Origin of the sequence: Photorhabdus sp. S10-54 (assembly GCF_963878145.1) — a bacterium.
Taxonomy (GTDB): domain Bacteria; phylum Pseudomonadota; class Gammaproteobacteria; order Enterobacterales; family Enterobacteriaceae; genus Photorhabdus; species Photorhabdus kayaii.
Window position 1 is genome coordinate 74786 of record NZ_CAWNXG010000017.1, and the last position, 26938, is coordinate 101723.

Genomic DNA, 26938 nt, shown 5'->3' on the forward strand with positions numbered 1-26938 from the left:
TTCACCTGATACAAACAGTATTCCATGCCTTAAACATCAGGGCGAATATCATATTCAGGAGCTGCGTAGCCGCTCGCAAATTTATCCTTTTTTACAATCAAAGTTCAGACTCTGCTCAACTCTGTAATCTCTTGTGATAAAATCTTGACCCTTGCAACTTAATATTCGGACAATCATGATGGCAGGACTTTCCGGCAAACAGATTGTGCTCGGTATCAGCGGAGGAATAGCCGCTTACAAAACGCCCGAGCTAGTACGCCGCCTGCGTGATCGCGGCGCTCAAGTACGTGTAGTGATGACACCAGCAGCAGAAGCGTTTATTACACCAATGACGTTGCAGGCGGTTTCTGGTTATCCCGTTTCCGATGACTTGTTAGATCCGGCAGCAGAAGCTGCTATGGGGCATATTGAACTTGGTAAATGGGCTGATCTGATTATTCTCGCCCCTGCTACCGCTGATTTACTGGCGCGCCTGGTAGTCGGTATGGCAAATGATCTCGTAACAACGGTCTGTTTGGCCTCCCCAGCCCCAATTGCCGCCGTACCCGCAATGAATCAACAAATGTTTCTAGCTCAGGTAACACAACATAATCTCAAGCGCCTTGAAGAACGGGGCGTTCTCCTGTGGGGACCGGATAACGGCAGCCAAGCTTGTGGTGACGTTGGTCCCGGCAGGATGCTAAATCCTACGGAGATTGTCGAACTCGCTGAACAACATTTTCAAGCAAGCCAAGATTTAGCTCACCTAAAACTTGCTATTACCGCCGGACCAACCCGTGAAGCGCTGGATCCCGTCCGCTTTATCAGTAATCACAGCTCCGGCAAAATGGGGTTTGCTATCGCCCAAGCTGCGGCAACACGTGGTGCAGAAGTCACCCTGATCACTGGCCCCGTTAATTTACCGACACCCCCGGGAGTCAAACGAATCGACGTCACCAGCGCTCTGGAAATGAACGAACAAGTACAGGCAATAGCGGGTTCACAGAATATCTTCATTGGTTGTGCTGCGGTTGCAGACTATCGCGCTAAACAGATTGCCTCAGAAAAAATTAAAAAACAGGGTGATGAGATCACTTTTACCCTGATCAAAAACCCGGATATTGTTGCCAATGTAGCAGCAATACAAGAAAACCGCCCTTTTGTGGTTGGATTTGCGGCTGAAACCCAGAATGTGGAAGAATACGCACGAAAAAAACTGAACCAAAAACATTTGGATCTGATTTGTGCAAATGATGTATCCCTTACCGGCCACGGCTTTAACAGTGATACTAATGCATTACATTTGTTCTGGCATGAGGGAGAAATCCGCTTACCTCATAGTAATAAGTTATTACTTAGCCACCATTTATTAGACGAGATAGTCAGACGCTATGATGAAAAAAATCGACGTTAAAATTCTTGACCCACGTATCGGGAAGGAATTTCCTTTGCCAACTTACGCCACGCCAGGCTCCGCAGGTTTAGATTTACGCGCTTGCCTTGACAACGCGATAGAACTAGCTCCAGGCCAAACAGAACTGCTTCCAACCGGGCTTGCTATTCATATTGGTGATGAACAACTGGCAGCCGTTATTCTGCCCCGTTCAGGCCTTGGACATAAACATGGTGTCGTTCTGGGTAATCTGGTGGGTTTGATCGATTCTGATTACCAAGGTCAGCTAATGGTTTCCGTCTGGAATCGTGGTGATAAAGCTTTCACTATCCAACCAGGCGAACGTATCGCTCAGATGGTTTTTGTACCCGTCGTTCAGGCTCAATTTAATCTGGTAGAAGATTTTGAAGCCAGCGAAAGAGGCGGCGGTGGTTTTGGTCATTCCGGTCGCCAATAAATCTCTGTAAAACCTAATACCATTTAACCCATTATCATATTCTTTGCTCAAAATGCCATTGAGCAAAGAATTACTGATTTATTTGTTTTGCTGTTCTTAACAAAGGTCTTGTCTGACATGGCAGAAAACGAAAATACAAAGAAAAGAAACAGACGCGAGGAGATCTTGCAGGCGCTGGCGCATATGTTGCAATCCAGTGATGGTAGCCATCGCATCACTACTGCTAAACTGGCCGCCAACGTAGGCGTTTCCGAAGCTGCCCTATACCGGCATTTTCCTAGTAAAACCCGGATGTTTGACAGCCTGATAGAGTTCATTGAAGATTCATTAATTTCACGGATTAACCTGATTCTGCAAGATGAAAAAGATACCATAACTCGTATTCGCCTGATATTGATCCTGATTTTGGGTTTTTCAGAAAAAAACCCAGGTCTGACCCGCATCATGACAGGTCATGCCCTGATGTTTGAACAAAACCGGCTGCAAGGGCGCATAAATCAATTATTTGAACGAATTGAAGTACAGATCCGTCAAGTTTTAAAAGAGAAAAAATTACGTGATGGACAAGGTTTCAGTTATGATGAGTCGTTATTAGCTTCTCAGTTACTCGCATTTTGTGAAGGGATGCTTTCACGTTTTGTACGCTCTGAGTTCCACTATCGTCCAACCCAGGAATTTGAAGCACGCTGGCCATTATTACTGGCTCAGCTACAATAAGTTATTCTACTACTCACCCCGCCCGTTATTGGGCGAGGGCTTTTTTTGAAGCTTATCTATCAGATACCGTACTGCACACGATAGGCTTTTACTGCATCCAGATGAGCTTTCATCTCTGGCTGACCACTCAAATAATTAATCAAATCATTCAAGGTAATAATAGAAGACACTTTGCAACCATAATCCCTTTCAACTTCCTGAATTGCCGAGATTTCACCGTTCCCACGTTCCTGACGATCAAGACAAATCATCACTCCGGCAAGCGTCGCACTATGTTGCTTGATAATCTCCATCGATTCACGGATAGCTGTACCTGCGGTAATAACATCATCAACCAGAACAACATTGCCTTTAAGTGGGCTACCAACCAAAGTACCGCCTTCGCCATGATCTTTAGCTTCCTTACGGTTAAAACAATATGGCATATCAATATTATGATGATCTGCCAGTGCCACCGCCGTTGTCGTTGCAATTGGAATACCCTTGTAAGCAGGTCCGAATAACAAATCGCACTGAATACCGCTATCCAACAATGCTGCTGCATAAAAACGCCCGATTAACGCCAAATCACGCCCAGTATTAAACAGCCCGGCATTAAAAAAATACGGGCTTTTACGTCCTGATTTCAGGGTAAATTCCCCAAATTTCAGTACCTGTTTTTTTAGCGCAAGCTCGATAAATTCGCGCTGATAGGCTTTCATTGGTGTCTCTCCTCTTTTTGAGTCATAGTTATCGCCATACAACAGGCATAAAAAAGGCGACTATCACGTCGCCTGATCAATTTATTATTTTAATGCATTTCTCTGCGCGTCAAAAATATCCTCTAATCCTCCCTTGGCAAGGGCCAATAAGGATAACAACTCATCATGACTAAATGGTTCGCCTTCCGCAGTGCCTTGCACTTCAATCATCCGGCCATCTTCCATCATCACGACGTTCATATCAGTTTCAGCGGCGGAATCTTCCACATATTCCAGATCACAACGACCTTCACCATCCACAATGCCAACAGAGACCGCGGCAACCATTGATTTCAGAGGACTCTCTTTCAGCTTGCCTGCTTCAACCATTTTATTCAACGCATCAGCTAGCGCGACACAAGCACCAGTAATAGAAGCTGTACGGGTACCGCCATCAGCCTGAATAACATCACAATCCAGTGTAATGGTGTATTCACCCAGTTTTTTCAGATCAACAGCGGCGCGTAGCGAACGGGCAATTAAACGCTGGATTTCCATCGTACGGCCGCCCTGTTTGCCTTTAGCTGCTTCACGGGCATTTCGGGTATGAGTAGAACGCGGTAACATGCCATATTCAGCCGTCACCCAGCCCTGCCCCTGACCTTTCAAGAAACGAGGAACTCCTTCTTCAACGGAGGCATTACATAACACTTTAGTATCCCCAAACTCTACTAGAACCGAACCTTCCGCGTGCTTAGTATAATGACGGGTTATAGTGATAGGACGCACTTGTTCTGCCGCTCTTCCTGTTGGGCGCATAGTGTTATCTCCGTTGTTAAATCATTATTGGGGGCGCATTATACGGCCTAACAGGGCTAATTCCTATCCTGCATCTACAACGAGCGTTATAATCTCTTAATCTTTTGTTTAAATTGGGAACGAATCATGATCCGTAGTATGACTGCTTTTGCACGGCGAGATATCAAAAGTGAATGGGGAAATGCGGCTTGGGAACTGCGCTCCGTTAATCAACGTTATTTAGAAACTTATATCCGCCTACCAGAACAATTCAGAAGCTTGGAACCGGTGATCCGTGAACGAATTCGTTCCCGTCTGACTCGCGGAAAAGTTGAGTGTAACTTACGTTTTGAACTGGACTCACGCTCTCAAGGCGAACTTATCCTGAATGAAACTTTAGCAAAACAGCTAGTCAATGCGGCGAACTGGGTCAAACAACAGAGCAACGAAGGTGAAATCGATCCTGTTGATATTCTGCGTTGGCCTGGCGTTATGGCAGCAGAAGAGCAAGACTTAGATGCTATCAGCACTCAATTGTTGCAAGAACTGGATACAGCACTGGATGCCTTTATTCAAAGCCGTGAAGCCGAAGGCAATGCACTCAAAATTATGATTGAACAACGTTTGGACGTGGTGACCGAAGAAGTCAGTAAAGTTCGCCAACAAATGCCTGAAATCATGCAATGGCAGCGGGAACGCCTGCAAACCAAATTAGAAGAAGCACAAGTACAGCTCGAAAATAACCGTCTTGAGCAAGAGTTAGTTTTACTGGCCCAACGTCTTGATGTGGCAGAAGAGTTGGATCGCCTCGATGCCCACGTCAAAGAAACCCGTAATATTCTAAAGAAAAAAGAAGCGGTCGGCCGCCGCCTGGATTTTATGATGCAGGAATTCAACCGCGAATCTAATACACTTGCCTCCAAATCTATCAACACCGATATCACTAACTCCGCCATTGAATTGAAGGTGCTAATCGAGCAGATGAGGGAGCAGATTCAGAATATTGAGTGATATTTCAGACGATCTCACATTGTCTCACCATTAGTAGAACCCTCTCAAACAGCCCGTAAAATCGGGCTGTTCTTTTATCATAATGTCTCATCACGTATCACTAAAGCGCATGTTTTCTAACATAGGAACATGTCTACCCTGATGGGAGTGTAGTTCAAGCAAAACCATATCCAATACTTTAACGAGGTATGGCTATCTTCTCATGCAGCACGATACTTTGAGCAACGAGATCAACAAGCATTGCAGTTTGTAAAAACACTTCTTCTACCAACTCCGTAATAATAAAAATTGCAGTGACTCCTAAAAAGTAATCACTGCAATTTTTACATATTAACCGACGGGTTAATACTGGAATAATATAAAGGACTCTTTAACGAAACTATGGATAAATAACCGCAATAATGGCTTGAATGCTTTTTAAATTCAGCAAAATACTTATGGCATTTTTGGTACGATTAAGTCCCACATATGCCAAATACTGATTTCACCGGGATCACCGCCATTTAAATATTTCCATTGCCGTTTATGTGTGCTCACAGCTGTTATTGGCGTAAATATATTAGACGTCTTTAAATACTTTCCATTAGACTCATTACTTTGAAGTTCTTTTTCTTTAGCTAATTGTGTTTCAAGTGATGATATTTCGCGAAACTTCGGCTTTTGGTAAGCCAACATAATTCCGGCCTGCATAGTCCATCCGTAGTCACCACCAACAAAACGCGACATCCCCTCAGTTGTATACAGATACATTGGTTTTGCCATACATACAACCTTACTCTCGATATAAATTCCAACGAGCCTACGGGTTATCGAAAGAGGATTATTGGAAAGACGTATAATGAGATCTGGCTGCTTATTAAGAAGCTTTCCATTGTAATTAGGAACATTTTCTCCCCGACAAACGGTTTCGAAAGTATCACCAGAGAAACCAGGAACTATCGGTATTTCCATTTCTAACATCTGCAATAGCAGATTACAAATGGCATCAGTATAAACATCCTCTTCAGGAGCTCCCGGACTTATACTGACAAGATGCTTTGCAGGGTTTGCATTAATTTCCGCCCAAACATACTTTATAGCTTGTGCAACTACACGAATAATATTCGGTGGGACTTGCACGGGAAAACCATTTTGTGTAGTCACGTATGGTAAAGGATTTCCGACGAGCCCTGTCATTTGTATCCCCTATTCAACACTGGATGACCACGTTTAATCAAATCAAGAGCTAATGTTCTTGCTGATGTACTTGACCAATATCGCCGTTGATTGAGAATTCCTAAATATAACGAGTCTTTAAACGGAATTTCAACTAATGAAGCATCCAAGAAATCTCCCATTCCTATTGTAGTCATTAGGTGTTCAGAACTTGGGATTTCACTCTTTTCTTGTTCGCCAAGTCGTATAAAAACCCATGGAGAAAAAACACCAACGTCCAATATTTCAATACATAATGGTGTATCGCTCATATCAAATGGCAGCAGTGTCGTTTGTAAAATCTGCTTGAATCGCTCAATAATCTTTTTATCCACAGCTTTTACGGCATTAGTGCGAATAGCTTTATATGGCAGGCCTAAAGAAAGCCTATCGTTAATAAGGTTAACATCTCCAACTCTTAGGTGATATAGTTTTCGAATAAAAGTTTCTACTAAATTCTCAACATCATCACTGCTTGTAAGGAACGCTTCCTTAATTAAAACTAATTGATTTTTAAGTTCTTCACTCAATTCATTCAACGGGCAAAATGGAAACATTTCTGCCTCAACCTTCTGTAGAGTGCTTCTCTCACAACCCATTTTACTACTCGTCATTAATGTGAAATACAAAAACAATCGACTATTAAACAAAGTAGATAAATATACTGCTAGTAATTCTGGCTCAGGTGATTTCTTACAACTATATCCGATATAAGAACGATTATAAGCTACATTTTGAAATGTAAGGATTGCCATTGGGCAATTATCTTTAGAACTAGGCGACTCTCTCAATAATACTAAAGGAGCATCATAGTTTTCTTGCTCGCGCAATCTATGAACACGTTGAAATTGAAAATCTGAAAAAGTATCAACTGGGGCGATATACCAATTGGCATCCTGCGGCTTCGGCATATTTTTCATACCATAAAGAAAAGCAGAATCAACTCCGGGGACGTCAACTTGTTTGGTTTGATAACCATGAGTAGCAGGTATATTTAGATCTTTTAGATAATCTGCAATACTTTTTGGATATAGATTTTCAATTCGTTCTATTAACTCAATATCTAAAGCATTTCCCTTAGCCAAGGTCTTAAATAAATGACTAGTCTTCTCAATCATCGCCACATCTGATGTCCATGCATCTTTGCTGTCAACACGAATACGGCCAACTCGATTCAGTGCAGGATCTTCAACAGGTGTGACAGCATGAAATTGGCTCCCTTTATGTGCGCGTTTATTACGAGCAACCAGCAAACAGAAATGTGCCGACATATTCGGCCATACAAAAGTATTACGCAGTTCCATTCCATTCAGGATATAGTTCACTTCTATCCCTTGAAAAAGGCTAACACGAGCCGCATGACCAATTGAAGAAATTTTCGTAAGGAGACGGCCATGAAGTGCGAATGCAAGAATTCCATTAGGTTTTGCTAACCGAGTAGATGCCCAAACAAATGGAAGATCAGGTACACCATCAGGGTTGGGCACCGCTTCCAGTCCACGTTCAGTCATATGCGTAGCAACTATCGAATTAAGAACATCACGACGTATTGAATTTTTAGTTGCAGTCCAAGGTGGATTTCCTATAACTAAATCAAATTTTCCCTCATAAGATTCAAGTGATTCTGGTGAAAGGCTACCAAGATTTAATTCAGGATGATATTTGTCCCATTTTTCGGCGGCTATAAGAACCGCATCCTGTAAAGGAGTAAAAACTAAATCTTTTAATTTTTCGGCTTCAGGATCAAGTTCTAATGCAGTTAAATATATCGCTAATGCTGTTAGTTGTCTTGCAGCAGGGTTAATATCAAAACCAACTAATTGATTATTGAGAATATTGCGAATAACACGCGTATTAGGTTGTACCCCCGTAGCTTGCCAATTCTCCTTAACTAAGCGTCTAAACGCTGATAAAAGGAAAACTCCCCCCCCGGAAGCTGGATCAAGAACGCGCGACTTATACGCATCAGTTCCAAGCGACTTAAAAGCATGATTTATTAAGTTTTCAGCAATGTAGTGTGGTGTATAATAGACACTATCTCTCTTTGCGGCACGTTTATCGAAACGGTGAGAAAATACCTCATATACTTGACTTAATAACCCCACGGGCAAATAAGAAAAATGTAAGTCCCCCCAAGAAAACTGAGTTTGATAAACTCCCTTACCAAGTGGCCGATCCCCATGCATAATGGCGGTCAGATCATTAAGAACCGCAGTACGAGAGTCTAAACACTGGAAATACTCGATAGAGCCTTTATCTGGGAGTTCTAAAAGATCACCATTGAAAGTTTTGTCTAACCAACGACAAGCCGCAAATGCAGATTTTGCTGTACTGAAACAGTCCTGAATCTTATCTACATCTGGTAATGGACTAACTTCAGGAATAATTCCTCGATCCCCTAGGAACCGCATAAATAGCGCCCGACCAACAAGAGCCAAAACCTCGCTTGGGTCTATGCCTTTGGCGTGAACAAGATGGTCTGTAACTGAGTTGAGCAATTCGAGCATGAGTTCATGTGCGCCGAAGTTAACTCCACTTTTAGAGTTAACTAGAACATCACCTGTCATCAATCGAGCAAGGATACCAGGTTCTAGCTGGTTAACCTCAAATAACGGCGGCTGATCATTGCGTATGTTAGACAAAGCATAGACTTGAACAATACCGGGTCTAACAACAGCTGCATAAGGAGCGTCAGCCCGAAGGCCCAGAAAACGTATAGAATCTTGCAATTCTCTTTCAGACACGCTGCTCGTCTTTTGATCATCAATGATATAAATGAATGGCTGCTCATCGTGCAAAACGACTGCGTTAGGCACAAATTTATGTTGCTCACCAGCGCGCACTAAGCCAATAAAATCCAAATGCTCTGGAGATAATAAAGTTGGTCTAAGCTCTAATACCTTATCCTCAGGTACACTCAAGGCAGCAGCAACATTTATTGCAGTGATTGATGCTCCCATAAATGTCTGACGCTCCGATTCAAATTTAACCTTGACAATGTATAGCTTTATCCTAAACCATTGGATTCTAGAACGACAGGTTTATTTAGTGAAAATCACGCTTAGGGTCAAAAGAACGCTACAGGGTCTCTCTTAAGCTCGTGAATGTAAACACTTAGAAAAGGCTCTACCTTACTTTGCCGTGTACTTATACGCGTACATAACAGAATACAAAAAACAATAAAATCAATATATACCCTATGGATTTCAAGATGCATCGCGACGGCAAGGGAGTGAATCCCCGGGAGCATAGCTAACGATGTGACCGAGGTGAGCGCATGCAGCCAACTAAAGAGGCAACTTGAAAGATAACGGGTATATAAACATCATATTCAACATTCAGATTCATCAGGCGATCTCTGATCGTCTCACCCAGATAAAGCCATTGTAAATAATGGCTTCAGACCGCTGACAAACCCTCCTCTATCAGCCACTTACATAATGCGTAAAACCATTGTTGTCTTGTGTCATCAAACGTATCAACTTTGGATGGATAAATAATTTCTCTTTACCAACAACTTTCTCTTGTAATACCCCAATGTCGACCAACTGTTTTAAATAGACCGAAGCAGTTTGACGTTTCGCAATATCACACTCAACCAAATTACTAATACGGCAGTAAGGTTGTTCAAATATCACCTGTACCAGCTCATGACTGTAAATTTTAGGCAGACTTTGCTTTATATACTCACTGGTATGTTCAATTAGTTCTCTTACCGCTACAATTTTATCCGTAGTCCATTTAGCCGTTTGCTCTACTGCGGTTAACATATAGATAATCCACTCTTCCCATTTGCCAACAGCGGTAACTTGGGAAAGTAGCCGATAATAATCACTCTTATGTTGTACAATGTAGCGACTTAAATAAAGAATTGGCAATGTCAAAAGCTGCTGTTCAATAAGATAAAGAATATTAATGATACGGCCGGTACGTCCATTGCCATCAGTAAATGGATGAATAGCCTCAAACTGGTAGTGAGCAATAGCCATCTTGATTAATGGGTCAATTCCATCTTCTGCATGAAGAAATTGCTCCCAATTGCTGAGTAAATCACGTATCTGAGATTCTCCTTCTGGCGGCGTATAAATAATCTCACCCGTTGCCTGATTACTCAGCGTTGTACCAGAAACTTTGCGAATATTCATATCAACAGCTTTTAGTCGACTACAAACTTCAATAACTGTATTCGTGCATAGTGGCCGCCGAGTTAATTGTATGAACCCTTCATAAAGTGCAGTACGGTAGCGTAGTGCTTCTTTCGTTGCAGGATCAGCCAGACTGTCTTCTTGTGCATATTGGAACAGTTTGTCTGAAGTAGTAACAATATTTTCGATTTCTGAGCTGTCTTTTGCTTCCAGCAGTGGCAACAAGTTAATGAGTAAGCCCTGATTAGGCAACAATTCACCAGCTTGCTTAAGCTCTGCCAGTGCAGCTCTGGCAGGTATACAGGCTTTTAATACTGCAATGGACTCCATCACCTTTATGGTTGGTGGCAATAAGGGAATAGCATTAAAAGGCGCATCGGGCTGCCATGTCATGTTTATATTTCCTATTTTTTTCGACACGTTGCGAGTATATGTTGACGACATCGACACGTAAAGGATTCATGTTGATAAAATCGAAAAATTTCGACATGTAAAGGCTTCATGTCGATAGAATCGACATACGGAAATCATAGCGAATAACACAGCATGAATGGAGCAACCAGTCTACAAGAACGAGTCGAACGACTGGTTGCTTAAGCCTGATTAAACTGCGCTGCTACTTTCTCGGCTGCCTTCTCCGTTAAACATAAAAAACAGCGCACCCGTCAGTAATATCAATCCACCAGATATCATTAAAAGAGATTGAATACTAATATAGTCAGCAATTGGGCCAAACAGCACCATACCTAATGGCAGAGAGCAAGACAAAGCGATCTGAACTAAACTAAATACCCTGCCCATCATCTCAGGTTCGACTCTTTCCTGAAAAACCGCTGTTATCGGTGCGTTAAAACAAGGTGTTACCACACCTAAAAAGACATTCAGTACTAAATAAAGTGGGAACCAATAGGCATTACCAAGAGCGATCATAAATATGCCAAAAAACGCGCAAGCTATCGCCGTTATACGCATTTTATTTTTATATTCACTCCAGAAAGAAATCAGTAATCCACCTAAAACCGCGCCAGCACTAAATGTCATTTCATTAATGGCTAAACGCCACGGCTCTTCCCCAAATGTCCTATTAACTAATAAAGGTGTCAAAAATGCAGCCGGACTAATCAAAAAGCAGACACAAATCAAAAAAATCAAAAGATTTCTGATTAATTTATTCTCTTGCAGATAACGGAAACCCGCTAAGATTGCCTGAAATTTATTATCCGGTATGGAATCAGAAGCAATTTTAGGAATAGGAATAAACGCAACAATGCTGATGCCGATAATAGCAGTCGTTACGTCTACTAAAAAAATATTTTCCATTGAAGTTTGAGAATATAAAAAGCCACTGATAGCAGGAGATGCCAACATCATCAGTGAAGTCAAAGAAGTATGAATACCATTGACCCGCAGCAATTTCTCTTTCGGCACAAGTTGCGGAATAATAGCATTAACAGCCGGCATCTGGATGCCCGTCCCGAACGAGCGGACAATCAGTGCGACAAATAACAACTCAATGCTCTTAAATCCGAACATAAAAGAGATTGCCAAACCAAGCGTTACTAATGCAATTAACGCATCAGAGGCAATACTGAGCAGCTTACGGCTATAAGTATCCGCCCAAACACCGGCAAATAAAGAGATCAACACCTGAGGAAGAAATGCACAGAGTACCGAAATAGCCAGCATTTCTCCCGATGAAGTACTCAGGGTGATATACCAAACGATAGAGAACTGGACAATGGAAGAACCTAGCAAAGAAATTGTTTGAGCTGATAAAAATAAAGCCGTTTTGCGTTTCCAACCTGGAAGTAATGCACTCATTTTAACTACGCCCCTTAAAACCTAAGAGGCGCAGAGTCTGAAAATAATTATTCAAACACAAACTCCTCTAGTTCTTTTATTGTTGGTGCACCAGCAGCACCAGAACGGTTGACGACAATAGCAGCAACACGATTGCCAAGTTCAACAGCATCTCTCAGCGACATTCCCTGAGATAATCCCGCAAGCATACCACTACTATGGGCATCACCAGCGCCAATGGTATCCACCACTTTCACTTTATAAGCAGCAACATATTCTGGCTCACGATAAGGCAGACATATCCACGTACCCTGTGAACCTAACCGGCAGATAATAGTGATTTTTCTTTCGCTGGAATAACGGCTAACTTGGGCGACAGGATCACCTTCTCCGCACAATATAGCAACTTCATCACGATTAAGTGTCAGAATGGTCCGGTCAGCAGGTAATGCATTAAGAAAAGCGGAATCTATTTCTGGTAACCGTGGGCCAAAATCCAGTAATAACGTTTGCCCGGATGGTGACGCCAGTAACCAATTACACAAAATCGCCGTCGATTTACTCGCCATAACATAACCACTAGAGTAGATATATCCCCTTTCCGGCAAAACAATAGAAGAGAGCATTGCCGTACTCCAGTCCACTTCACAACCACTCACGGAGACAAAACTTCTTTCACCGTCCGGTTCAACCATTGCCAAACACCAACCATTATCAAGAGATGAATGGGTCAATGTGACCTCAAGCCCAAGGTCTTGCATCTCTTTGGTGATCTGCTCCCCCCAGCATCCGTTACCAACCGGTATACCATTAATCACAGGGATTTGTAGGCGAACCAAAGCCCGAGCAACATTAAAACCAGAACCACCAATCTGCCGATCAATTTCTTTAGCTTCCTGATCTGCTCCACTACGGGGAAGCCTCGGTAAACTAAGAATAATATCTCCCGCCGCCGCACCAATTACAGTAATCGGTAGTAAACCCGCCATCAGGCTCTCCTCTTACCGGCCTAAATATCAGCCATAGTCATATCAAAATTGGAAAAGAAACAGATAAATCGCTTAGGAATGAAAACTTGCAGCAATGATTGCCGAATTTACATATATAAGAAACACTTATACTTTAACATTAATCGGGTTCAATAAAAGTTAACCTGTATCAATTATGTGATACCAACGTGATTGATCTCCAATTTATCGGTCATAGAGCAATAACAATCCCTGTGTGAAATAGTGACACATAACCATTATTATCAAGATATATGAAAATTCATGGAAAAAATTGATTAATTCATAAAATTTACCTCATGATGAGAGCCAAAATGAATGAAAAAGTAAAGCGTCCCAATAATTATAAGAAGTTATTTAATCGATGAAAGTATTAGCACTTTTCCGGCCGGCCGTATTTAAATACGAAATGCGTTCAAAAGTAACATTTTTATCTGATTACTGCCCAAACACACTTTTATGATCAACAACGGCAAATAAAATAGCTCTATACCCAATGGATTTCAAGATGCATCGCGACGGCAAGGGAGTGAATCCCCGGGAGCATAGCAAACTATGTGACCGGGGTGAGCGAGTGCAGCCAACAAAGAGGCAACTTGAAAGATAACGGGTATATTGGGATAAACAATGAATCGACCTTATTGTATTTTCATTGTTGTTCTATCGGTATAAGATAGATTTTTATAATCTCTATATTCTTGATACACAAATCAAACACATCATGACAAATAGAAACCTAACTAGTTGAACATAAATATAAATTTTATTTAGTTGGTTATTAGTCATTATTATTTATCTATTTATAATAATAAGTTTTATTGTTGTTCTATATAACTAGATTATTAATTAACAAATTATTTATCAACCCTACAAATTACTTTTATAGGAAATTCTATTTTGAAAACAGACATTATTATTCAATCTGCAAAACAACGACCTGATTTAAAGAGTGCTTCTGATGAAATTTTCCATAAAAACTGGCCTTTATTCATGCAGCATTCTTCAATAGAGGAGCAATGGGATGAATTATTTGAGCCAGATTTCAGCCGTTTTCAGCAATTTGCTATTTTGCAACAAGGGGAAAAGCAGCGATTAATTGGTGTTGCTAATTCAGTGCCTTTCCCTTGGGAAGCCGATTCATTAGAACAACTGCCAGATAATGGTTGGGATGAAGTTTTTCGCAGGGGTATGATTGCTCGAGGAAAAGCAGTAACAAAAATGTTGTCAGCACTGTCGGTAACGATATCTCCTGAATTTCGCGGCAAGAATTTACCGGCATTACTTATTGGTAGCTTAAAGCTGGCGGCTATTGATGCGGGGCTGGAAGGGCTAGTTGTTCCTGTCAGGCCGACGTTGAAACAAAATTACCCATTGCAGGATTTTGTACAATACTGTGGATGGAAGAATGACAACAATGAACCTTTTGATCCTTGGATTCGGACACACTGGCGCCTGGGAGCAAAGATTATTCGACCGGCTATGCACTCAATGTATATAAATGCCACGCTCGATAAATGGCAAGAATGGACAGGAATGAAATTTCCGCAAAGTGGGCAGTATATTATTCCTGGAGGTTTAGTACCGCTAGAAGTGGATATACAACAACAAATGGGTTATTACATTGAACCCAACCTATGGATGTTTCACAACTTGCATGCGTGATTTAGTATTATTGAGGCAATCGCTGTTGATTTAAGATGAAAATAAACTTTTCATCTTAATCACAGGGGGAATATGGGAACTCTTGATACTACATATTTCTGGCTCATTTAACTTATTAATCTCTCAGCATGGGTATAAATCGTCGCTTTTCCGGGTTTACAAAAACCAACCAAGGTTAAATGACATCGGTCAGCGATTTCTACCGCCAATGAAGTTGCTGCTGAAACAGCCAATAAAATCTCAACACCACAGATGGCTGACTTTTGTACCATCTCATAACTGGCACGGCTGGATACCAAAACAGCGCCTTGCTGCCAGCCTGTTTTTGCCTTCATGCCTAGCATCTTGTCCAGTGCAACGTGCCGACCTATATCCTCACATCCGCCCAATAATTTGCCTTCCGAATTGATCCAACTTGCTGCATGAGTGCAACCTGTCAATGCACCGATATCTTGGACACTAGTCAGTTGAGAGAGAGCATGATCAAGCTGGCTCAATGAAAAGGTTTGAGTGAAAGGCAACGGGGTGATCGGGCGAAAAATATCAGAAAGTTGTTCTGTTCCGCAGATGCCGCAACCTGTTCGTCCCGCCAGATTACGTCTGCGCTCTTTCAAACCCGCAAAACGGCGGCTAGAAAGTTCTATTTGCAACTCAATTCCACCGCTACAATGAGCGATAATATCAATACCACGAATCTCGTGTTGAGATTCAATGATGCCTTCGGAAAGTGAAAACCCAATAGCAAAATATTCGAGATCTTTGGGACTGGCCATCATCACAACATGCGAAATACCGTTATAAACTAAAGCAACAGGAACTTCTTCTGCAATCCAATCAGCTTTTAATATGTCAGGACAGTGTTTTTGTTGCACGTTCGTTCTTTTTGCGCCCTCAATCACACCAAATGGTAACAACTTCCCTAGTTTTACGTTATACATTAGATGAATTCCTAATAGTGTTACGGCACAATAATTGTACGGAAAAAAGAGTCTATACTATTTGTCAGGCAATAAATCTGATCCCGCTACGGAAAGTGGTTTTAATAAGAAAGAACACATTTGAAATTTTTCCCATGATGGAATGGGTATTGTTTAAAACAATGTGAGTGAGGAGATTTCCATGCAAGTCAGCAGAAGGCAGTTCTTTAAGATCTGCGCTGGCGGTATGGCAGGTACGACGGTAGCAGCATTGGGCTTTTCACCAACCGCAGCCCTTGCACAAACACGTAATTATAAATTGTTGCGTGCACGTGAAACCCGAAATACCTGTACATACTGTTCTGTCGGCTGTGGGCTGTTGATGTACAGCCTTGGCGATGGCGCAAAAAATGCGAAAGCAACTATTTTCCATATTGAAGGTGATCCTGATCACCCGGTAAACCGTGGTGCACTCTGTCCTAAAGGGGCTGGCTTGGTTGATTTTATTCATAGCGAAAGCCGCCTGAAATACCCAGAATATCGTGCAGCAGGTTCTGACAAATGGCAACGTATTACTTGGGATGAGGCATTTGATCGCATCGCTAAGTTAATGAAAGCAGACCGTGACGCCAATTTCATTAAAACCAATCAAGAGGGTGTGACAGTCAATCGTTGGCTGACGACCGGCATGCTGTGTGCATCTGCTTCCAGTAACGAAACAGGTTATCTGTCGCAAAAATTTAGTCGCGCTCTCGGCATGCTCGCCGTAGACAACCAAGCACGTGTCTGACACGGACCAACGGTAGCAAGTCTTGCTCCAACATTTGGTCGCGGTGCGATGACCAACCACTGGGTTGATATTAAGAACGCGAATCTGATCGTCGTTATGGGTGGTAACGCTGCCGAAGCGCATCCTGTGGGATTCCGTTGGGCAATGGAAGCCAAAATCCATAATAACGCTAAGTTAATTGTGATTGATCCGCGTTTTACCCGTACAGCATCTGTAGCGGATTTCTATACTCCAATCCGTTCTGGTACTGATATTGCTTTCTTGTCAGGTGTCATTTTATACCTACTGACCAACGATAAGATTAATCATGAATATGTTGAGGCGTATACCAACGCCAGTCTGATCGTGCGTGAAGATTACTCGTTCGATGATGGTCTGTTCAGTGGTTACGATGCAGAAAAACGTCAATACGACAAAACCAGTTGGAACTATGCACTGGATGAAAACGGCTTTGCTCAACGTGATATCTCACTTAAACATCCACGTTGTGTATGGAATTTATTAAAAGAGCATGTTAGTCGTTACACGCCCGATGTCGTCAGTAATATTTGCGGTACGCCAAAAGAGGATTTCCTGAAAGTCTGTGAATATATTGCAGAAACTTGTGTTAAGGATAAGACCGCTTCTTTCCTGTACGCACTGGGTTGGACTCAACACTCAGTGGGTGCACAGAACATCCGGACTATGGCAATAATCCAGCTACTGTTGGGCAATATGGGGATGGCAGGTGGCGGGGTTAATGCATTGCGTGGTCACTCGAATATTCAGGGATTAACTGATTTAGGGTTATTGTCGCAAAGCTTGCCGGGATATCTGACGCTCCCCTCAGAGAAGCAGGCTGATTTACAAACTTATCTCCAAGCAAATACGCCAAAACCAATGCGGCCGGGTCAAGTTAACTATTGGGGTAACTACCCAAAATTCTTTATCAGTCTGATGAAGAGTTTCTACGGAGATAATGCCCGTAAAGATAACGACTGGGGTTTTAACTGGCTGCCGAAGTGGGACAAAGGTTATGATGTTCTGCAATTTTTTGACATGATGTCGAAAGGTGAAGTGAATGGCTATATTTGTCAGGGCTTTAACCCGGTAGCTTCTTTCCCGAATAAAAATAAAGTCGTTGATGCACTGTCGAAACTGAAATTCCTGATCACTATCGATCCGCTTAATACTGAAACTTCAACTTTCTGGCAGAACCACGGTGAATTTAACGAAGTCGATTCATCCAAAATTCAGACCGAAGTTTTCCGCCTGCCGTGTTGCTGTTTTGCAGAGGAAAACGGTTCAATTGTTAACTCTGGTCGCTGGTTGCAGTGGCACTGGAAAGGGGCTGATGCGCCGGGAGAAGCCATCGGTGATGGCGAGATCCTTTCCGGAATCTTCAAACGTATGCGGGATATGTACCGCGCTGAAGGTGGTGCGTCACCAGAGCCAGTGCTGAACATGACTTGGGATTATTTCAACCCGCACAGCCCCACATCAGAAGAGGTGGCTCAAGAGAGTAATGGCCGGGCACTAGTTGATCTGATTGATATTGATGGCAACGTCATCGTGAAACAAGGTCAGCAATTAACCTCTTTTACGCAGCTACGTGATGATGGCACGACCGCCAGTGGTTGTTGGATCTTTACTGGAAGCTGGACGCCGGAAGGTAACCAAATGGCCCGTCGTGATAACGCTGATCCATCAGGATTGGGTAATACACTAGGTTGGGCATGGGCATGGCCGTTAAACCGTCGTATTTTGTACAATCGCGCATCGGCTGATCCGCAGGGTAAACCGTGGGACCCGAAACGTCAGTTACTGACGTGGGATGGTATTAAGTGGGGTGGTGTCGATACTGCTGACTACAGCGTGGCTGCGCCGGAAACGGATGTTGGTCCCTTTATCATGCAACCGGAAGGTATGGCGCGTCTGTTTGCTATTGATAAGATGGCTGAAGGACCATTCCCTGAACACTATGAACCTTTTGAAACACCATTGGGGACCAATCCGTTACATCCGAATGTGGTATCCAACCCGGCAGCCCGAGTGTTCAAAAGCGACTTTGAAGCAATGGGTAAGGCAGATAAATTCCCTTATGTAGGAACGACTTACCGCTTGACAGAGCATTTCCACTATTGGACAAAACATGCATTGTTGAACTCGATTATCCAACCTGAACAGTTTGTGGAAATCGGTGAAAAACTGGCGGAAAAGAAAGGCATCAAACACGGTGATACCGTCAAGGTTAGCTCTAATCGTGGTTACATCAAAGCGAAAGCGGTTGTCACCAAACGTATTCGTACCCTGAATGTACACGGTCGTGAAGTAGATACTATCGGTATTCCGATTCATTGGGGCTTTGAAGGGGCTGCGAAGAAAGGCTTTATTGCCAATACGTTGACACCATTTGTTGGTGATGCGAACACACAAACGCCTGAGTTCAAAGCGTTCCTGGTTAATATAGAAAAGGTGTAAGGGAGAAATCATGTCATTGCAAACTCAAGACATCATTCGTCGATCTGCCACAAATTCTTTTACTCCTGCACCACGGGTGCGGGATGACCAAGAGGGCGTTGCAAAACTGATTGATGTGACAACCTGTATCGGTTGTAAAGCTTGTCAGGTGGCCTGTTCTGAGTGGAACGATATCCGTGACGAGATCGGTTATAACGTTGGTGTTTATGATAACCCGGCGGATTTAACCGCTAAATCATGGACCGTGATGCGCTTCTCAGAAGTTGAAGAGAACGGCAAACTGGAATGGCTGATTCGTAAAGATGGCTGTATGCACTGTGCTGATCCGGGTTGCTTGAAAGCTTGTCCAGCCGAAGGGGCGATTATCCAGTATGCAAATGGGATTGTTGATTTTCAGTCAGAACACTGTATCGGCTGTGGCTACTGTATCGCGGGTTGTCCGTTCAATGTGCCGCGGATCAACAAAGAAGATAACCGGGTATATAAGTGCACTCTGTGTGTTGACCGCGTTAACGTTGGTCAAGAGCCTGCCTGCGTGAAAACCTGTCCGACCGGCGCAATCCATTTTGGCAGTAAAAAAGCCATGAAGGATTTGGCGGCTGAACGGGTGAGTGAGTTGAAAGGCCGCGGTTATGAGAATGCAGGTCTGTACGATCCTGATGGTGTTGGGGGTACCCATGTGATGTATGTACTGCACCATGCTAACAAGCCACAGCTATATCATGGCCTACCGGACAATCCCGCTATTAGCCCGACCGTCACCTTCTGGAAAGGTATCTGGAAACCGCTGGCCGCAGTGGGATTTGCTGCCACATTCGCTGCCAGCCTCTTCCATTATGTGGGAATTGGTCCGAACCGGGTAACGGAAGAAGACGAGGAAAATGCGCGTCGTGATACCGAGCTTTCACAGAAATCAGCCAATGGGAAGGAGCAGCGATGAAAGGCAGGAAAGATATTATTATCCGCCACTCACCGGTTGAGCGAGTAAACCACTGGGCGGTGGTGCTCTGTTTTCTATTTACCGCCATTAGTGGATTAGGATTCTTTTTCCCCTCTTTTAACTGGCTGATGAATATCTTCGGTACGCCGCAATTGTCACGGATTTTGCATCCATTTGTCGGTTCAGCGATGTTTATTTTATTTATCTTTATGTTTTTCAGGTATTTTAAACATAACTTTATCGACAAAGATGACATTATATGGCTAAAAAACATCCACAAGATTGTAAAAAATGAGGAAGCAGGTGATATTGGTCAGTATAACTTAGGTCAAAAAGGGATTTATTGGTCTATCAGTATTTTCCTGATATTACTCGCTGTCAGTGGTGTTATTATTTGGCGCCCCTATTTTGCTGATCTCTTCTCTATTCCGATAATTCGAATTGCGCTTCTAATTCATTCAATGTCAGCTATTGGTTTAATCTTGACGATTATGATTCACGCTTATGCGGCATTCTGGGTGAAAGGAACTCTTCGGGCAATGATTGAAGGTTGGGTAACCCGTGGATGGGCGAAGAAACATCACCCACGTTGGTATCGTGAAGTAATGAAACAGGAACAACAAGAAGAGAAACGTTAATGCGTTTCGAATATAATCATCAAAGCAGGATAATCATATCCTGCTTATTGTTGATTAAGTACGAATAATGCAAAAAATGATTAAATATTAGGTTTAATATTTTTATTTAATTTATTATTTTATCATCAATCTTTAAATTAAATTCACTTTCTATTTTAATCTATATATCTCTTTAATCTAAAAAAGCATCAAAAAAATTTGATGCTTTATTTTATATATCCACTCCTCAAAAACACAATATGATATAATCATCTTTGGGAATAATCTGTAGTTCCTACAATTTATTTTATCCGTAGTTTGATAAATGAATATGGTGAATATGATTGATCTATAACTTTAGTCTCTTGAACGATAAGTCCAGCTTGGTTAGCCAGATATTCGAATTCAGCAAAACTACGTTCTTTCCCTAAAAATAACATATCCATTAATATATCGAAAGATCTAGAAAATTCTGGCTCTTTCACCATATTTATCAATAATAGAGATGAATTTTTATCCATTGCTTTGCGGAAATTCTCCAAAATAAGTATTGAATCACTATCGGACCAATTATGGAGAATATTTTTTAAAATATACAAATCATAACCCGATGGAATTGAATCTAGAAAATTTCCATTGATAAAATCTATATTATCAGAAACTGGAAGTTCATTATATCTATCCAATACAGCGTAATGTTTTCCTTTTACCTTTTCACTTATTCTTGCTAAAAGCTTCCCTTCTCCCCCTCCAACATCTAATATTCTATTGTGCTGATTAAAATCATAAATACCAAGTAACTTCTCAACGATTAAATTTGAGAGTCTTGTCATTAAAGCATCAAAATTTGATTTGAGAAACTTGTTACCATCCAAATATTCAAAGAATGGCTTGCCATGTGCCATTTCAAATGCCGATTTGCCATCATCTTCAAATAGGGATTTTCCATACATTAACCAAGCGTTACTGTAATATGAGCAAATTTCAAGCTTTATCATGAATGACTCAAAACTTTCAGGATCGGCAAAAACATGACACTCATCAGAAAGCCTGAATTTATTATCGTTACTAACCAATACTCCCATTTCAACTAAGAAATCACATAATCGACTAAACCGAGCATAATTAACACCAGATTTACGGGAAAGCTCGCTTATATCGACATAAACTCCATCTTTAAAGTGAGTAGATAATCCGGTATCAACAAAAGCATGAATTGCAGCTGATCTTCTATTTGATGCAATCAGTTCAGTTAGCATTGAGCCATCCTTTATATCTGTATATTATGAAAAAATTAAGTATTTTATCCAAAATCCAAGAAATAGCATGATGATAGATTGGATATCGCAACAACCTATTTAAAACAAAATGTAATTATTAACTTTGTTACCTTTTCATGTAAAGATACAATTCACTTTGCTTCCGTATTGTTAAAAGCAAGCTACCAGATTATATTAAATTGGATAAAAAGAAATGACAAAGATCACAATTATCTCTTCTCAGAATTATTGATAATTAAATATAAAAAAATCACGTAGTATATATATTACTATTTACATTCATTTATAGAAGAAGTAATTATAAAACCTGAAAAACTATAAGGTATTTTTTAAACGTACTATTTCAGCAACAGGAAAAAAACGTCAATGAGTTCCTCTTCAAAGATCATCAATGAAAGGTAGTCATATCCTACCCATTGTTAATTAACAGCCTATCCCAATAGTCCTATTGGGATAGGCACTAAGTTTAATTCAATAATATAAGCTAGAAATATGGAATCAGATATTTTGATGCCATACTTGTTATACCTGTTTTCAGAGACACAATATCCATATAACTATTTTTTGTGAAGTTCCATAATTATCTGTAATTTATTTTACACCTAGCTCTATAATTGAATATTTTTCATTTATATCTTTGATATCTTTAACGACAAACCCTGCTTGGTGAGCCAAATCTTCTAATTCATTCAAATAACGCTCTTTTCCTAATAATAGTACATCCATTAATATATCCGTAGAGTCAATTATTTCTAATTTTAATTTTTTCACCGTGCCTATCAACAAAACAGTTGCATTATCATCCATAGCTTTTCGGCAATTCTCTAAAATTAGTATTGCGTTATTATCAGACCAATTATGGATAATATTCTTTAAAATATATAAATCATAACCAGATGGAATTGATTTAAAAAAATCTCCTTTTATAAATTCAATATCTTCTAAAACAGGAATTTCATTATATCTGTCCAATACAGCGTAATGTTTTCCTTTTATTTTTTCATTTATTCTTACCAAAAGCTTTCCTTCTCCTCCTCCAACATCTAATATTCTGTTATGTTGACTAAAATCATAAATATCAAGTATTTTCTCTATTATTTTGTCCGAGTTTTTTGACATAAAAGAATCAAAATTTGATCTGAACAATTCATGATTATCCAAATATTCAAAGAATGGTTTTCCATGCGCTATTTCAAATGCCGTTTCGTTATTATTCTCATATAAGGATTTTGAATACATTGACCAAGCGTTCCAGTATTCTGGGCTAACTTCGCACTTTATCATCAATGATTCCATACTTTCAGGATCGGCAAGTGCACTGCATTCCTCAGAAAGTGCAACTCCCTCATTGCGGCTAACCAATACCCCTATTTTGATTAAATATTCACATAACCGGCTAAAGCGAGAATGATCAAGACCATATTGACGGGAAAGTTCGCTGATATTTACGCAGGCTCCATCTTTAAAGTGAACAGACAAACCCATATCAACAAAAGCATAAATTGCGTTTGATTTTCTACATGATGTAATAAGATCGATTAGCATAGCGTTATCCTTTATACCCGTTATCTTTCAAGTTGCCTCTTTGTTGGCTGCACTCGCTCACCCCGGTCACATCGTTACCTATGCTCCCAGGGATTCACTCCCTTGCCGTCGCGATGCATCTTGAAATCCATTGGGTATATCTAATAAAGAAATGAAGTGTTTTATATAAAACTCGGGAAATACCATGACGATTAACTAGGTATTTCAACAACATATTTTCACCAAATTGTGATTATTATTTTTGTTATCTTTTTCCTATGAAATAATAAATATTTTATTCCCCTTACTTTCCAATCAATTAACTTGCTTTAATTATCCATTTTTAGAAACAAATTATTATACTATACTAAATTTGATAAAAATAAATGATGAAGATCACAATTAAATATTTTCAGAATAATTTAAAATCAAATAAGGAAATATAATTTAATTTTGATATTTTAGCTATTAAACTACCCTTGTTATCAACATTTAAATCCAAATTCTATTTCAATATCTTATTGATATAGAATAAAAATATGGCATTAAATATTTTAATGCCATACTTGTTATAGAGTTATCAGACATACAATATCCATATCATTATATTTGGTGAAGCTCCACTATTATCTATAATTTATTTTACACCTAGTTGGATAATTGAATATGATTCGTCGATATCTTTAACATCTTGAATGACCAGCCCTGCTTGGTTAGCCAAATATTCGAATTCCGTTAAGTTACGCTCTTTCCCTAAAGATGATACATCCATTAATATATCAAAATATTTAATTATTTTAGACTGTGGTTTTTTCATTAAGGTTATTAATAAAATAGTTGCATTATTACCCATTGCCTTTCGGCAATTTTCTAAAATGAGTATTGCGTCATTATCAGGCCAATCATGAATAACATTCTTTAGAATATATAAATCGTAACCTGCCGGAATTGATTTAAAAAAATCTCCATCTATAAAATCTATATTGTCGTAATCAGGAAGTGCATTATATCTGTCCAATACAGCGTAATGTTTTTCTTTTACCTTTTCACTCATTCTTATCAGAAGATTCCCTTCTCCTCCTCCAACATCTAATATTTTATCGTGTTGACTAAAATCATAAATATAAAATAATTTTTCAATCATTTTATCTGAATCTTTTGACATTAAGGAATCAAATTTTGACTTGAGCAATTTATTACTATCCAAATGCTCAAAGAATGGTTTTCCATTCGCTATTTCAAATGCCGATTTACCATTATTTTCAAGTAAGGATTTTGGGTACATTAACCAAGCATTCCAAAGATCTGAGTTAAATTCCCACTTTGCAATTAATGATTCCATACTCTCAGGATCGGCAAGCACACTACATTCCTCAGAAAGTGCAACTCTATCATTGCTGCTAACCAATACCCCGATTTCAATTAAGAAATCACATAATCGATTAAGTCGAGAATAATCAATACCATATTGGCTGGCAAGTTCGTTGATATCCATATAAGTGCCATTTTTAAAGTGAACAGACAAACCTGTATCCACAAAAGTATAGATGGCAATTGATTTTCTATATGATGTAATAAGTTCGGCTAGCATTAGTTATCCTTTATATCTTTATCTTATATACCCGTTATCTTTCAAGTTGCCTCTTTGTTGGCTGCACTCGTTCACCCCAGTCACATAGTTAGCTATGCTCCCGGGGATTCACTCCCTTGCCGTCGCGATGCATCTTGAAATCCATAGGGTATAAAAAGATGAATTGTTTTATCTAAAATTCAGAAAATACCTGATGATTTATTAGGTATTCTGATAACCAGAATGAAATCATTAACTTTACTATCTTTTCTTGGTAATATAATGAAGATATCATTCTCCTTATTTTCCAATTGGTTAACTTACTTTGGTTATGTATTTTTAGGGTTGAAATTGTTAATTATCAGACGATATTAAACATGATAAAAAGAAATGATGAAGATTACAATTAACTCTTTTAAGGGGTTTTAAAAATCAAATAAAATGATTTAATATTGTTATTTATGCTATTTAAATTATTTTTATTTACACTTTAATATTCATATATTTTACTGATATAAAAAAGTATGTCATCAAATATTTACACGACATACTTATTATATATATTTTCAGAGAAACAATATCCATATAATTATATTTAAATTATTTTACCCCTAGCTGGATAATTGAAGATAATTCATCGATATCTTTAACATCTTTAATAACCAATCCTGCCTGGTTAACCAAATGCTCTAATTCCGTCAAATAACGCTCTTTTCCTGAAAATATTACATCCATTAACATATCTAAATATATCAACACCTTAGATTGTGGTTTCTTCGTATAACTTATCAATAAAACAGTTGAACCATTATCCATTGCCTTACGGCAATTTTCTAAAATTAATATTGCATTTTTATCAGACCAATCGTGAATAATATTCTTTAAAATATATAAATTATAACCAGATGGAATTGATTTTAAAAAATCCCCATCGATAAAATCTATATTTTCCAAAACAGGAATCTTATCATATCTATCTAATACAGCGTAATGTTTTCCTTTTATCTTTTCGCCCATTTTAACCAAAAGATTTCCTTCTCCTCCTCCAACATCTAATATTCTGTCGTACTGGCTAAAATCATAAATATCAAGTATCTTTTCAATGATGTTATCTGAGATTTTTGACATTGAAGAATCAAAATTTACTTTGAGTAATTTATTACTAGCTAAATATTCAAAGAATGATTTTCCATGCGTTATTTCAAATGCCGGTTTTCCATCATTTTCAAGTAAAGATCTTGGATACATTGACCAAGCGTTCCAGCAATCTGGACTCAGTTCCCATTTTACAATTAATGACTCCATACTTTCAGGATCGGCAAGTGCACTGCATTCATCAGAAAGGGTGACTTTATGACCGTGGTTAACCAATACCCCAATTTCAATTAAGAAATCACATAATCGATCAAGTCGCGAATAATCAATACCACATTGACGGGAAAGTTCGTCTATATCTACATAAGCTCCATTTCTAAAGTGAATAGATAAGCCGGTATCAACAAAAGCGTAGATTGCGGCTGATTTTCTATATGATGTAATAAGTTCGGCTAGCATTGAGTTATCCTTTATGTCTTTATCTTATAAATAGAGTAAGTGTTTTATCTAAAGTACATTAAATACCATAATGAATAATTGGATATTTCGATAACTAATATGTGATTATTAGCTTTGTTACCTTTTCATAGTGAGATAATAAAAATTCCACTCTCCTTATTTTCCCATTGTTCAACTTACTTTAATAACGCATTTTTAAACAGAATTGTTAACTATCAGACTATATTAAATTCGACAAAAATAAATGACAAAGATCACAATTAACTCTTCTCAGAAATTTCCAAGATAAAATAGAATCGTTTAATATAGTTATCAATGGCAGATTCGACTAATAAGTGCAATTTTTCAGAAGGGCGGTCAGTTGCTATAGTAGGCATCTTTCTCGCCAAAGGAAAATGCACTATGGCCTATACACAACTGACCGAAACAGAAAGATACCAGAT

The 26938-nt window shown here is 39.7% G+C and carries 20 protein-coding genes; 8 read left to right on the forward strand and 12 right to left on the reverse strand.

Annotated features, from left to right (window positions below; genetic code table 11):
• Positions 1-175 precede the first annotated feature (175 nt).
• The 3 genes from coaBC (at position 176) to slmA (ending at position 2546) form a co-directional block, all read left to right on the forward strand.
• Positions 176-1393, forward strand: coding sequence for a bifunctional phosphopantothenoylcysteine decarboxylase/phosphopantothenate--cysteine ligase CoaBC (gene coaBC / locus AACQ83_RS11675; protein WP_112877830.1), 1218 nt, complete (start codon positions 176-178; stop codon positions 1391-1393).
• Positions 1371-1829 carry a dUTP diphosphatase gene (gene dut / locus AACQ83_RS11680; RefSeq protein ID WP_112877831.1) on the forward strand — a complete coding sequence of 153 codons (459 nt, stop codon included), beginning with the start codon at positions 1371-1373 and terminating at the stop codon, positions 1827-1829. The genes coaBC and dut overlap by 23 nt, the downstream gene beginning before the upstream one ends.
• Before the next feature lie 117 nt (positions 1830-1946).
• Positions 1947-2546 carry a nucleoid occlusion factor SlmA gene (gene slmA / locus AACQ83_RS11685; protein ID WP_112877832.1) on the forward strand — a complete coding sequence of 200 codons (600 nt, stop codon included), beginning with the start codon at positions 1947-1949 and terminating at the stop codon, positions 2544-2546.
• Between the two features lie 59 nt (positions 2547-2605).
• Here the strand turns inward: slmA and pyrE are convergent, their stop codons facing one another.
• Entirely contained in the window at positions 2606-3247 is a 642-nt protein-coding gene (gene pyrE / locus AACQ83_RS11690; protein ID WP_112877833.1) for an orotate phosphoribosyltransferase, read from the reverse strand.
• A gap of 84 nt (positions 3248-3331) precedes the next feature.
• Complete coding sequence (gene rph, locus AACQ83_RS11695; protein WP_112877834.1) at positions 3332-4045, reverse strand: ribonuclease PH; 714 nt, start codon at positions 4043-4045, stop codon at positions 3332-3334.
• 126 nt (positions 4046-4171) lie between these two features.
• Here rph and AACQ83_RS11700 point away from each other — a divergent pair, with 126 nt between their 5' ends.
• A complete protein-coding gene (locus AACQ83_RS11700; RefSeq protein ID WP_112877835.1) occupies positions 4172-5035 on the forward strand; it encodes a YicC/YloC family endoribonuclease in 864 nt (287 codons plus the stop codon).
• A gap of 435 nt (positions 5036-5470) precedes the next feature.
• Here AACQ83_RS11700 and AACQ83_RS11705 read toward each other — a convergent pair whose 3' ends face one another.
• The 5 genes from AACQ83_RS11705 to AACQ83_RS11725 form a co-directional block, all read right to left on the reverse strand.
• Positions 5471-6211, reverse strand: coding sequence for a hypothetical protein (locus AACQ83_RS11705; RefSeq protein WP_112877836.1), 741 nt, complete (start codon positions 6209-6211; stop codon positions 5471-5473).
• The gene (locus AACQ83_RS11710) at positions 6208-9189 is read right to left on the reverse strand and encodes an N-6 DNA methylase (protein ID WP_112877837.1); all 2982 of its coding nucleotides are present in this window, start codon (positions 9187-9189) and stop codon (positions 6208-6210) included. The genes AACQ83_RS11705 and AACQ83_RS11710 overlap by 4 nt, the downstream gene beginning before the upstream one ends.
• Before the next feature lie 465 nt (positions 9190-9654).
• Positions 9655-10767 carry a protein adenylyltransferase Fic gene (gene fic, locus AACQ83_RS11715; RefSeq protein ID WP_112877838.1) on the reverse strand — a complete coding sequence of 371 codons (1113 nt, stop codon included), beginning with the start codon at positions 10765-10767 and terminating at the stop codon, positions 9655-9657.
• Between the two features lie 210 nt (positions 10768-10977).
• Positions 10978-12195 (reverse strand): MFS transporter, encoded by a 1218-nt coding sequence (locus tag AACQ83_RS11720; protein WP_112877839.1) that lies wholly within the window; start codon positions 12193-12195, stop codon positions 10978-10980.
• A 47-nt stretch (positions 12196-12242) separates the two neighbouring features.
• Positions 12243-13163: a carbohydrate kinase family protein gene (locus AACQ83_RS11725; protein ID WP_112877840.1), complete on the reverse strand. Its 921-nt coding sequence runs from the start codon at positions 13161-13163 to the stop codon at positions 12243-12245.
• A 915-nt stretch (positions 13164-14078) separates the two neighbouring features.
• Between AACQ83_RS11725 and AACQ83_RS11730 the strand changes: the two genes are divergently transcribed.
• Positions 14079-14843: a transferase gene (locus tag AACQ83_RS11730; protein WP_112877841.1), complete on the forward strand. Its 765-nt coding sequence runs from the start codon at positions 14079-14081 to the stop codon at positions 14841-14843.
• 107 nt (positions 14844-14950) lie between these two features.
• On the opposite strand, the gene fdhD is transcribed toward AACQ83_RS11730, so the two are convergent.
• Complete coding sequence (gene fdhD, locus AACQ83_RS11735; RefSeq protein ID WP_112877842.1) at positions 14951-15781, reverse strand: formate dehydrogenase accessory sulfurtransferase FdhD; 831 nt, start codon at positions 15779-15781, stop codon at positions 14951-14953.
• A 181-nt stretch (positions 15782-15962) separates the two neighbouring features.
• Between fdhD and fdnG the strand changes: the two genes are divergently transcribed.
• The 3 genes from fdnG to fdoI are packed head-to-tail and all read left to right on the forward strand — an operon-like array spanning position 15963 to position 20588.
• Complete coding sequence (gene fdnG, locus AACQ83_RS11740; RefSeq protein ID WP_146747896.1) at positions 15963-19010, forward strand: formate dehydrogenase-N subunit alpha; 3048 nt, start codon at positions 15963-15965, stop codon at positions 19008-19010.
• A 10-nt stretch (positions 19011-19020) separates the two neighbouring features.
• Positions 19021-19950 (forward strand): formate dehydrogenase subunit beta, encoded by a 930-nt coding sequence (gene fdxH / locus AACQ83_RS11745; protein ID WP_112877845.1) that lies wholly within the window; start codon positions 19021-19023, stop codon positions 19948-19950.
• Positions 19947-20588, forward strand: a complete 642-nt coding sequence (gene fdoI / locus AACQ83_RS11750; protein ID WP_112877846.1) for a formate dehydrogenase cytochrome b556 subunit — start codon at positions 19947-19949, stop codon at positions 20586-20588. The genes fdxH and fdoI overlap by 4 nt, the downstream gene beginning before the upstream one ends.
• Positions 20589-20869: 281 nt before the next feature.
• Here fdoI and AACQ83_RS11755 read toward each other — a convergent pair whose 3' ends face one another.
• The 4 genes from AACQ83_RS11755 to AACQ83_RS11770 all read right to left on the reverse strand — a co-directional run bounded on the left by AACQ83_RS11755 (position 20870) and on the right by AACQ83_RS11770 (position 26495).
• Entirely contained in the window at positions 20870-21826 is a 957-nt protein-coding gene (locus tag AACQ83_RS11755; protein WP_112877847.1) for a methyltransferase, read from the reverse strand.
• Between the two features lie 612 nt (positions 21827-22438).
• The gene (locus tag AACQ83_RS11760; RefSeq protein ID WP_112877848.1) at positions 22439-23392 is read right to left on the reverse strand and encodes a methyltransferase; all 954 of its coding nucleotides are present in this window, start codon (positions 23390-23392) and stop codon (positions 22439-22441) included.
• Between the two features lie 616 nt (positions 23393-24008).
• The gene (locus AACQ83_RS11765; protein ID WP_112877849.1) at positions 24009-24962 is read right to left on the reverse strand and encodes a methyltransferase; all 954 of its coding nucleotides are present in this window, start codon (positions 24960-24962) and stop codon (positions 24009-24011) included.
• Positions 24963-25541: 579 nt separating this feature from the next.
• Entirely contained in the window at positions 25542-26495 is a 954-nt protein-coding gene (locus tag AACQ83_RS11770; protein ID WP_112877850.1) for a methyltransferase, read from the reverse strand.
• Positions 26496-26938 lie beyond the last annotated feature (443 nt).

Coding starts and splice junctions, on each gene's coding strand:
- coaBC (WP_112877830.1), top strand. CDS start 176: ATGATGGCAGGACTTTCCGGCAAACAGATTGTGCTCGGTATCAGCGGA.
- dut (WP_112877831.1), top strand. CDS start 1,371: ATGATGAAAAAAATCGACGTTAAAATTCTTGACCCACGTATCGGGAAG.
- slmA (WP_112877832.1), top strand. CDS start 1,947: ATGGCAGAAAACGAAAATACAAAGAAAAGAAACAGACGCGAGGAGATC.
- pyrE (WP_112877833.1), bottom strand. CDS start 3,247: ATGAAAGCCTATCAGCGCGAATTTATCGAGCTTGCGCTAAAAAAACAG.
- rph (WP_112877834.1), bottom strand. CDS start 4,045: ATGCGCCCAACAGGAAGAGCGGCAGAACAAGTGCGTCCTATCACTATA.
- AACQ83_RS11700 (WP_112877835.1), top strand. CDS start 4,172: ATGATCCGTAGTATGACTGCTTTTGCACGGCGAGATATCAAAAGTGAA.
- AACQ83_RS11705 (WP_112877836.1), bottom strand. CDS start 6,211: ATGACAGGGCTCGTCGGAAATCCTTTACCATACGTGACTACACAAAAT.
- AACQ83_RS11710 (WP_112877837.1), bottom strand. CDS start 9,189: ATGGGAGCATCAATCACTGCAATAAATGTTGCTGCTGCCTTGAGTGTA.
- fic (WP_112877838.1), bottom strand. CDS start 10,767: ATGACATGGCAGCCCGATGCGCCTTTTAATGCTATTCCCTTATTGCCA.
- AACQ83_RS11720 (WP_112877839.1), bottom strand. CDS start 12,195: ATGAGTGCATTACTTCCAGGTTGGAAACGCAAAACGGCTTTATTTTTA.
- AACQ83_RS11725 (WP_112877840.1), bottom strand. CDS start 13,163: ATGGCGGGTTTACTACCGATTACTGTAATTGGTGCGGCGGCGGGAGAT.
- fdhD (WP_112877842.1), bottom strand. CDS start 15,781: ATGTATAACGTAAAACTAGGGAAGTTGTTACCATTTGGTGTGATTGAG.
- fdxH (WP_112877845.1), top strand. CDS start 19,021: ATGTCATTGCAAACTCAAGACATCATTCGTCGATCTGCCACAAATTCT.
- fdoI (WP_112877846.1), top strand. CDS start 19,947: ATGAAAGGCAGGAAAGATATTATTATCCGCCACTCACCGGTTGAGCGA.
- AACQ83_RS11755 (WP_112877847.1), bottom strand. CDS start 21,826: ATGCTAACTGAACTGATTGCATCAAATAGAAGATCAGCTGCAATTCAT.
- AACQ83_RS11760 (WP_112877848.1), bottom strand. CDS start 23,392: ATGCTAATCGATCTTATTACATCATGTAGAAAATCAAACGCAATTTAT.
- AACQ83_RS11765 (WP_112877849.1), bottom strand. CDS start 24,962: ATGCTAGCCGAACTTATTACATCATATAGAAAATCAATTGCCATCTAT.
- AACQ83_RS11770 (WP_112877850.1), bottom strand. CDS start 26,495: ATGCTAGCCGAACTTATTACATCATATAGAAAATCAGCCGCAATCTAC.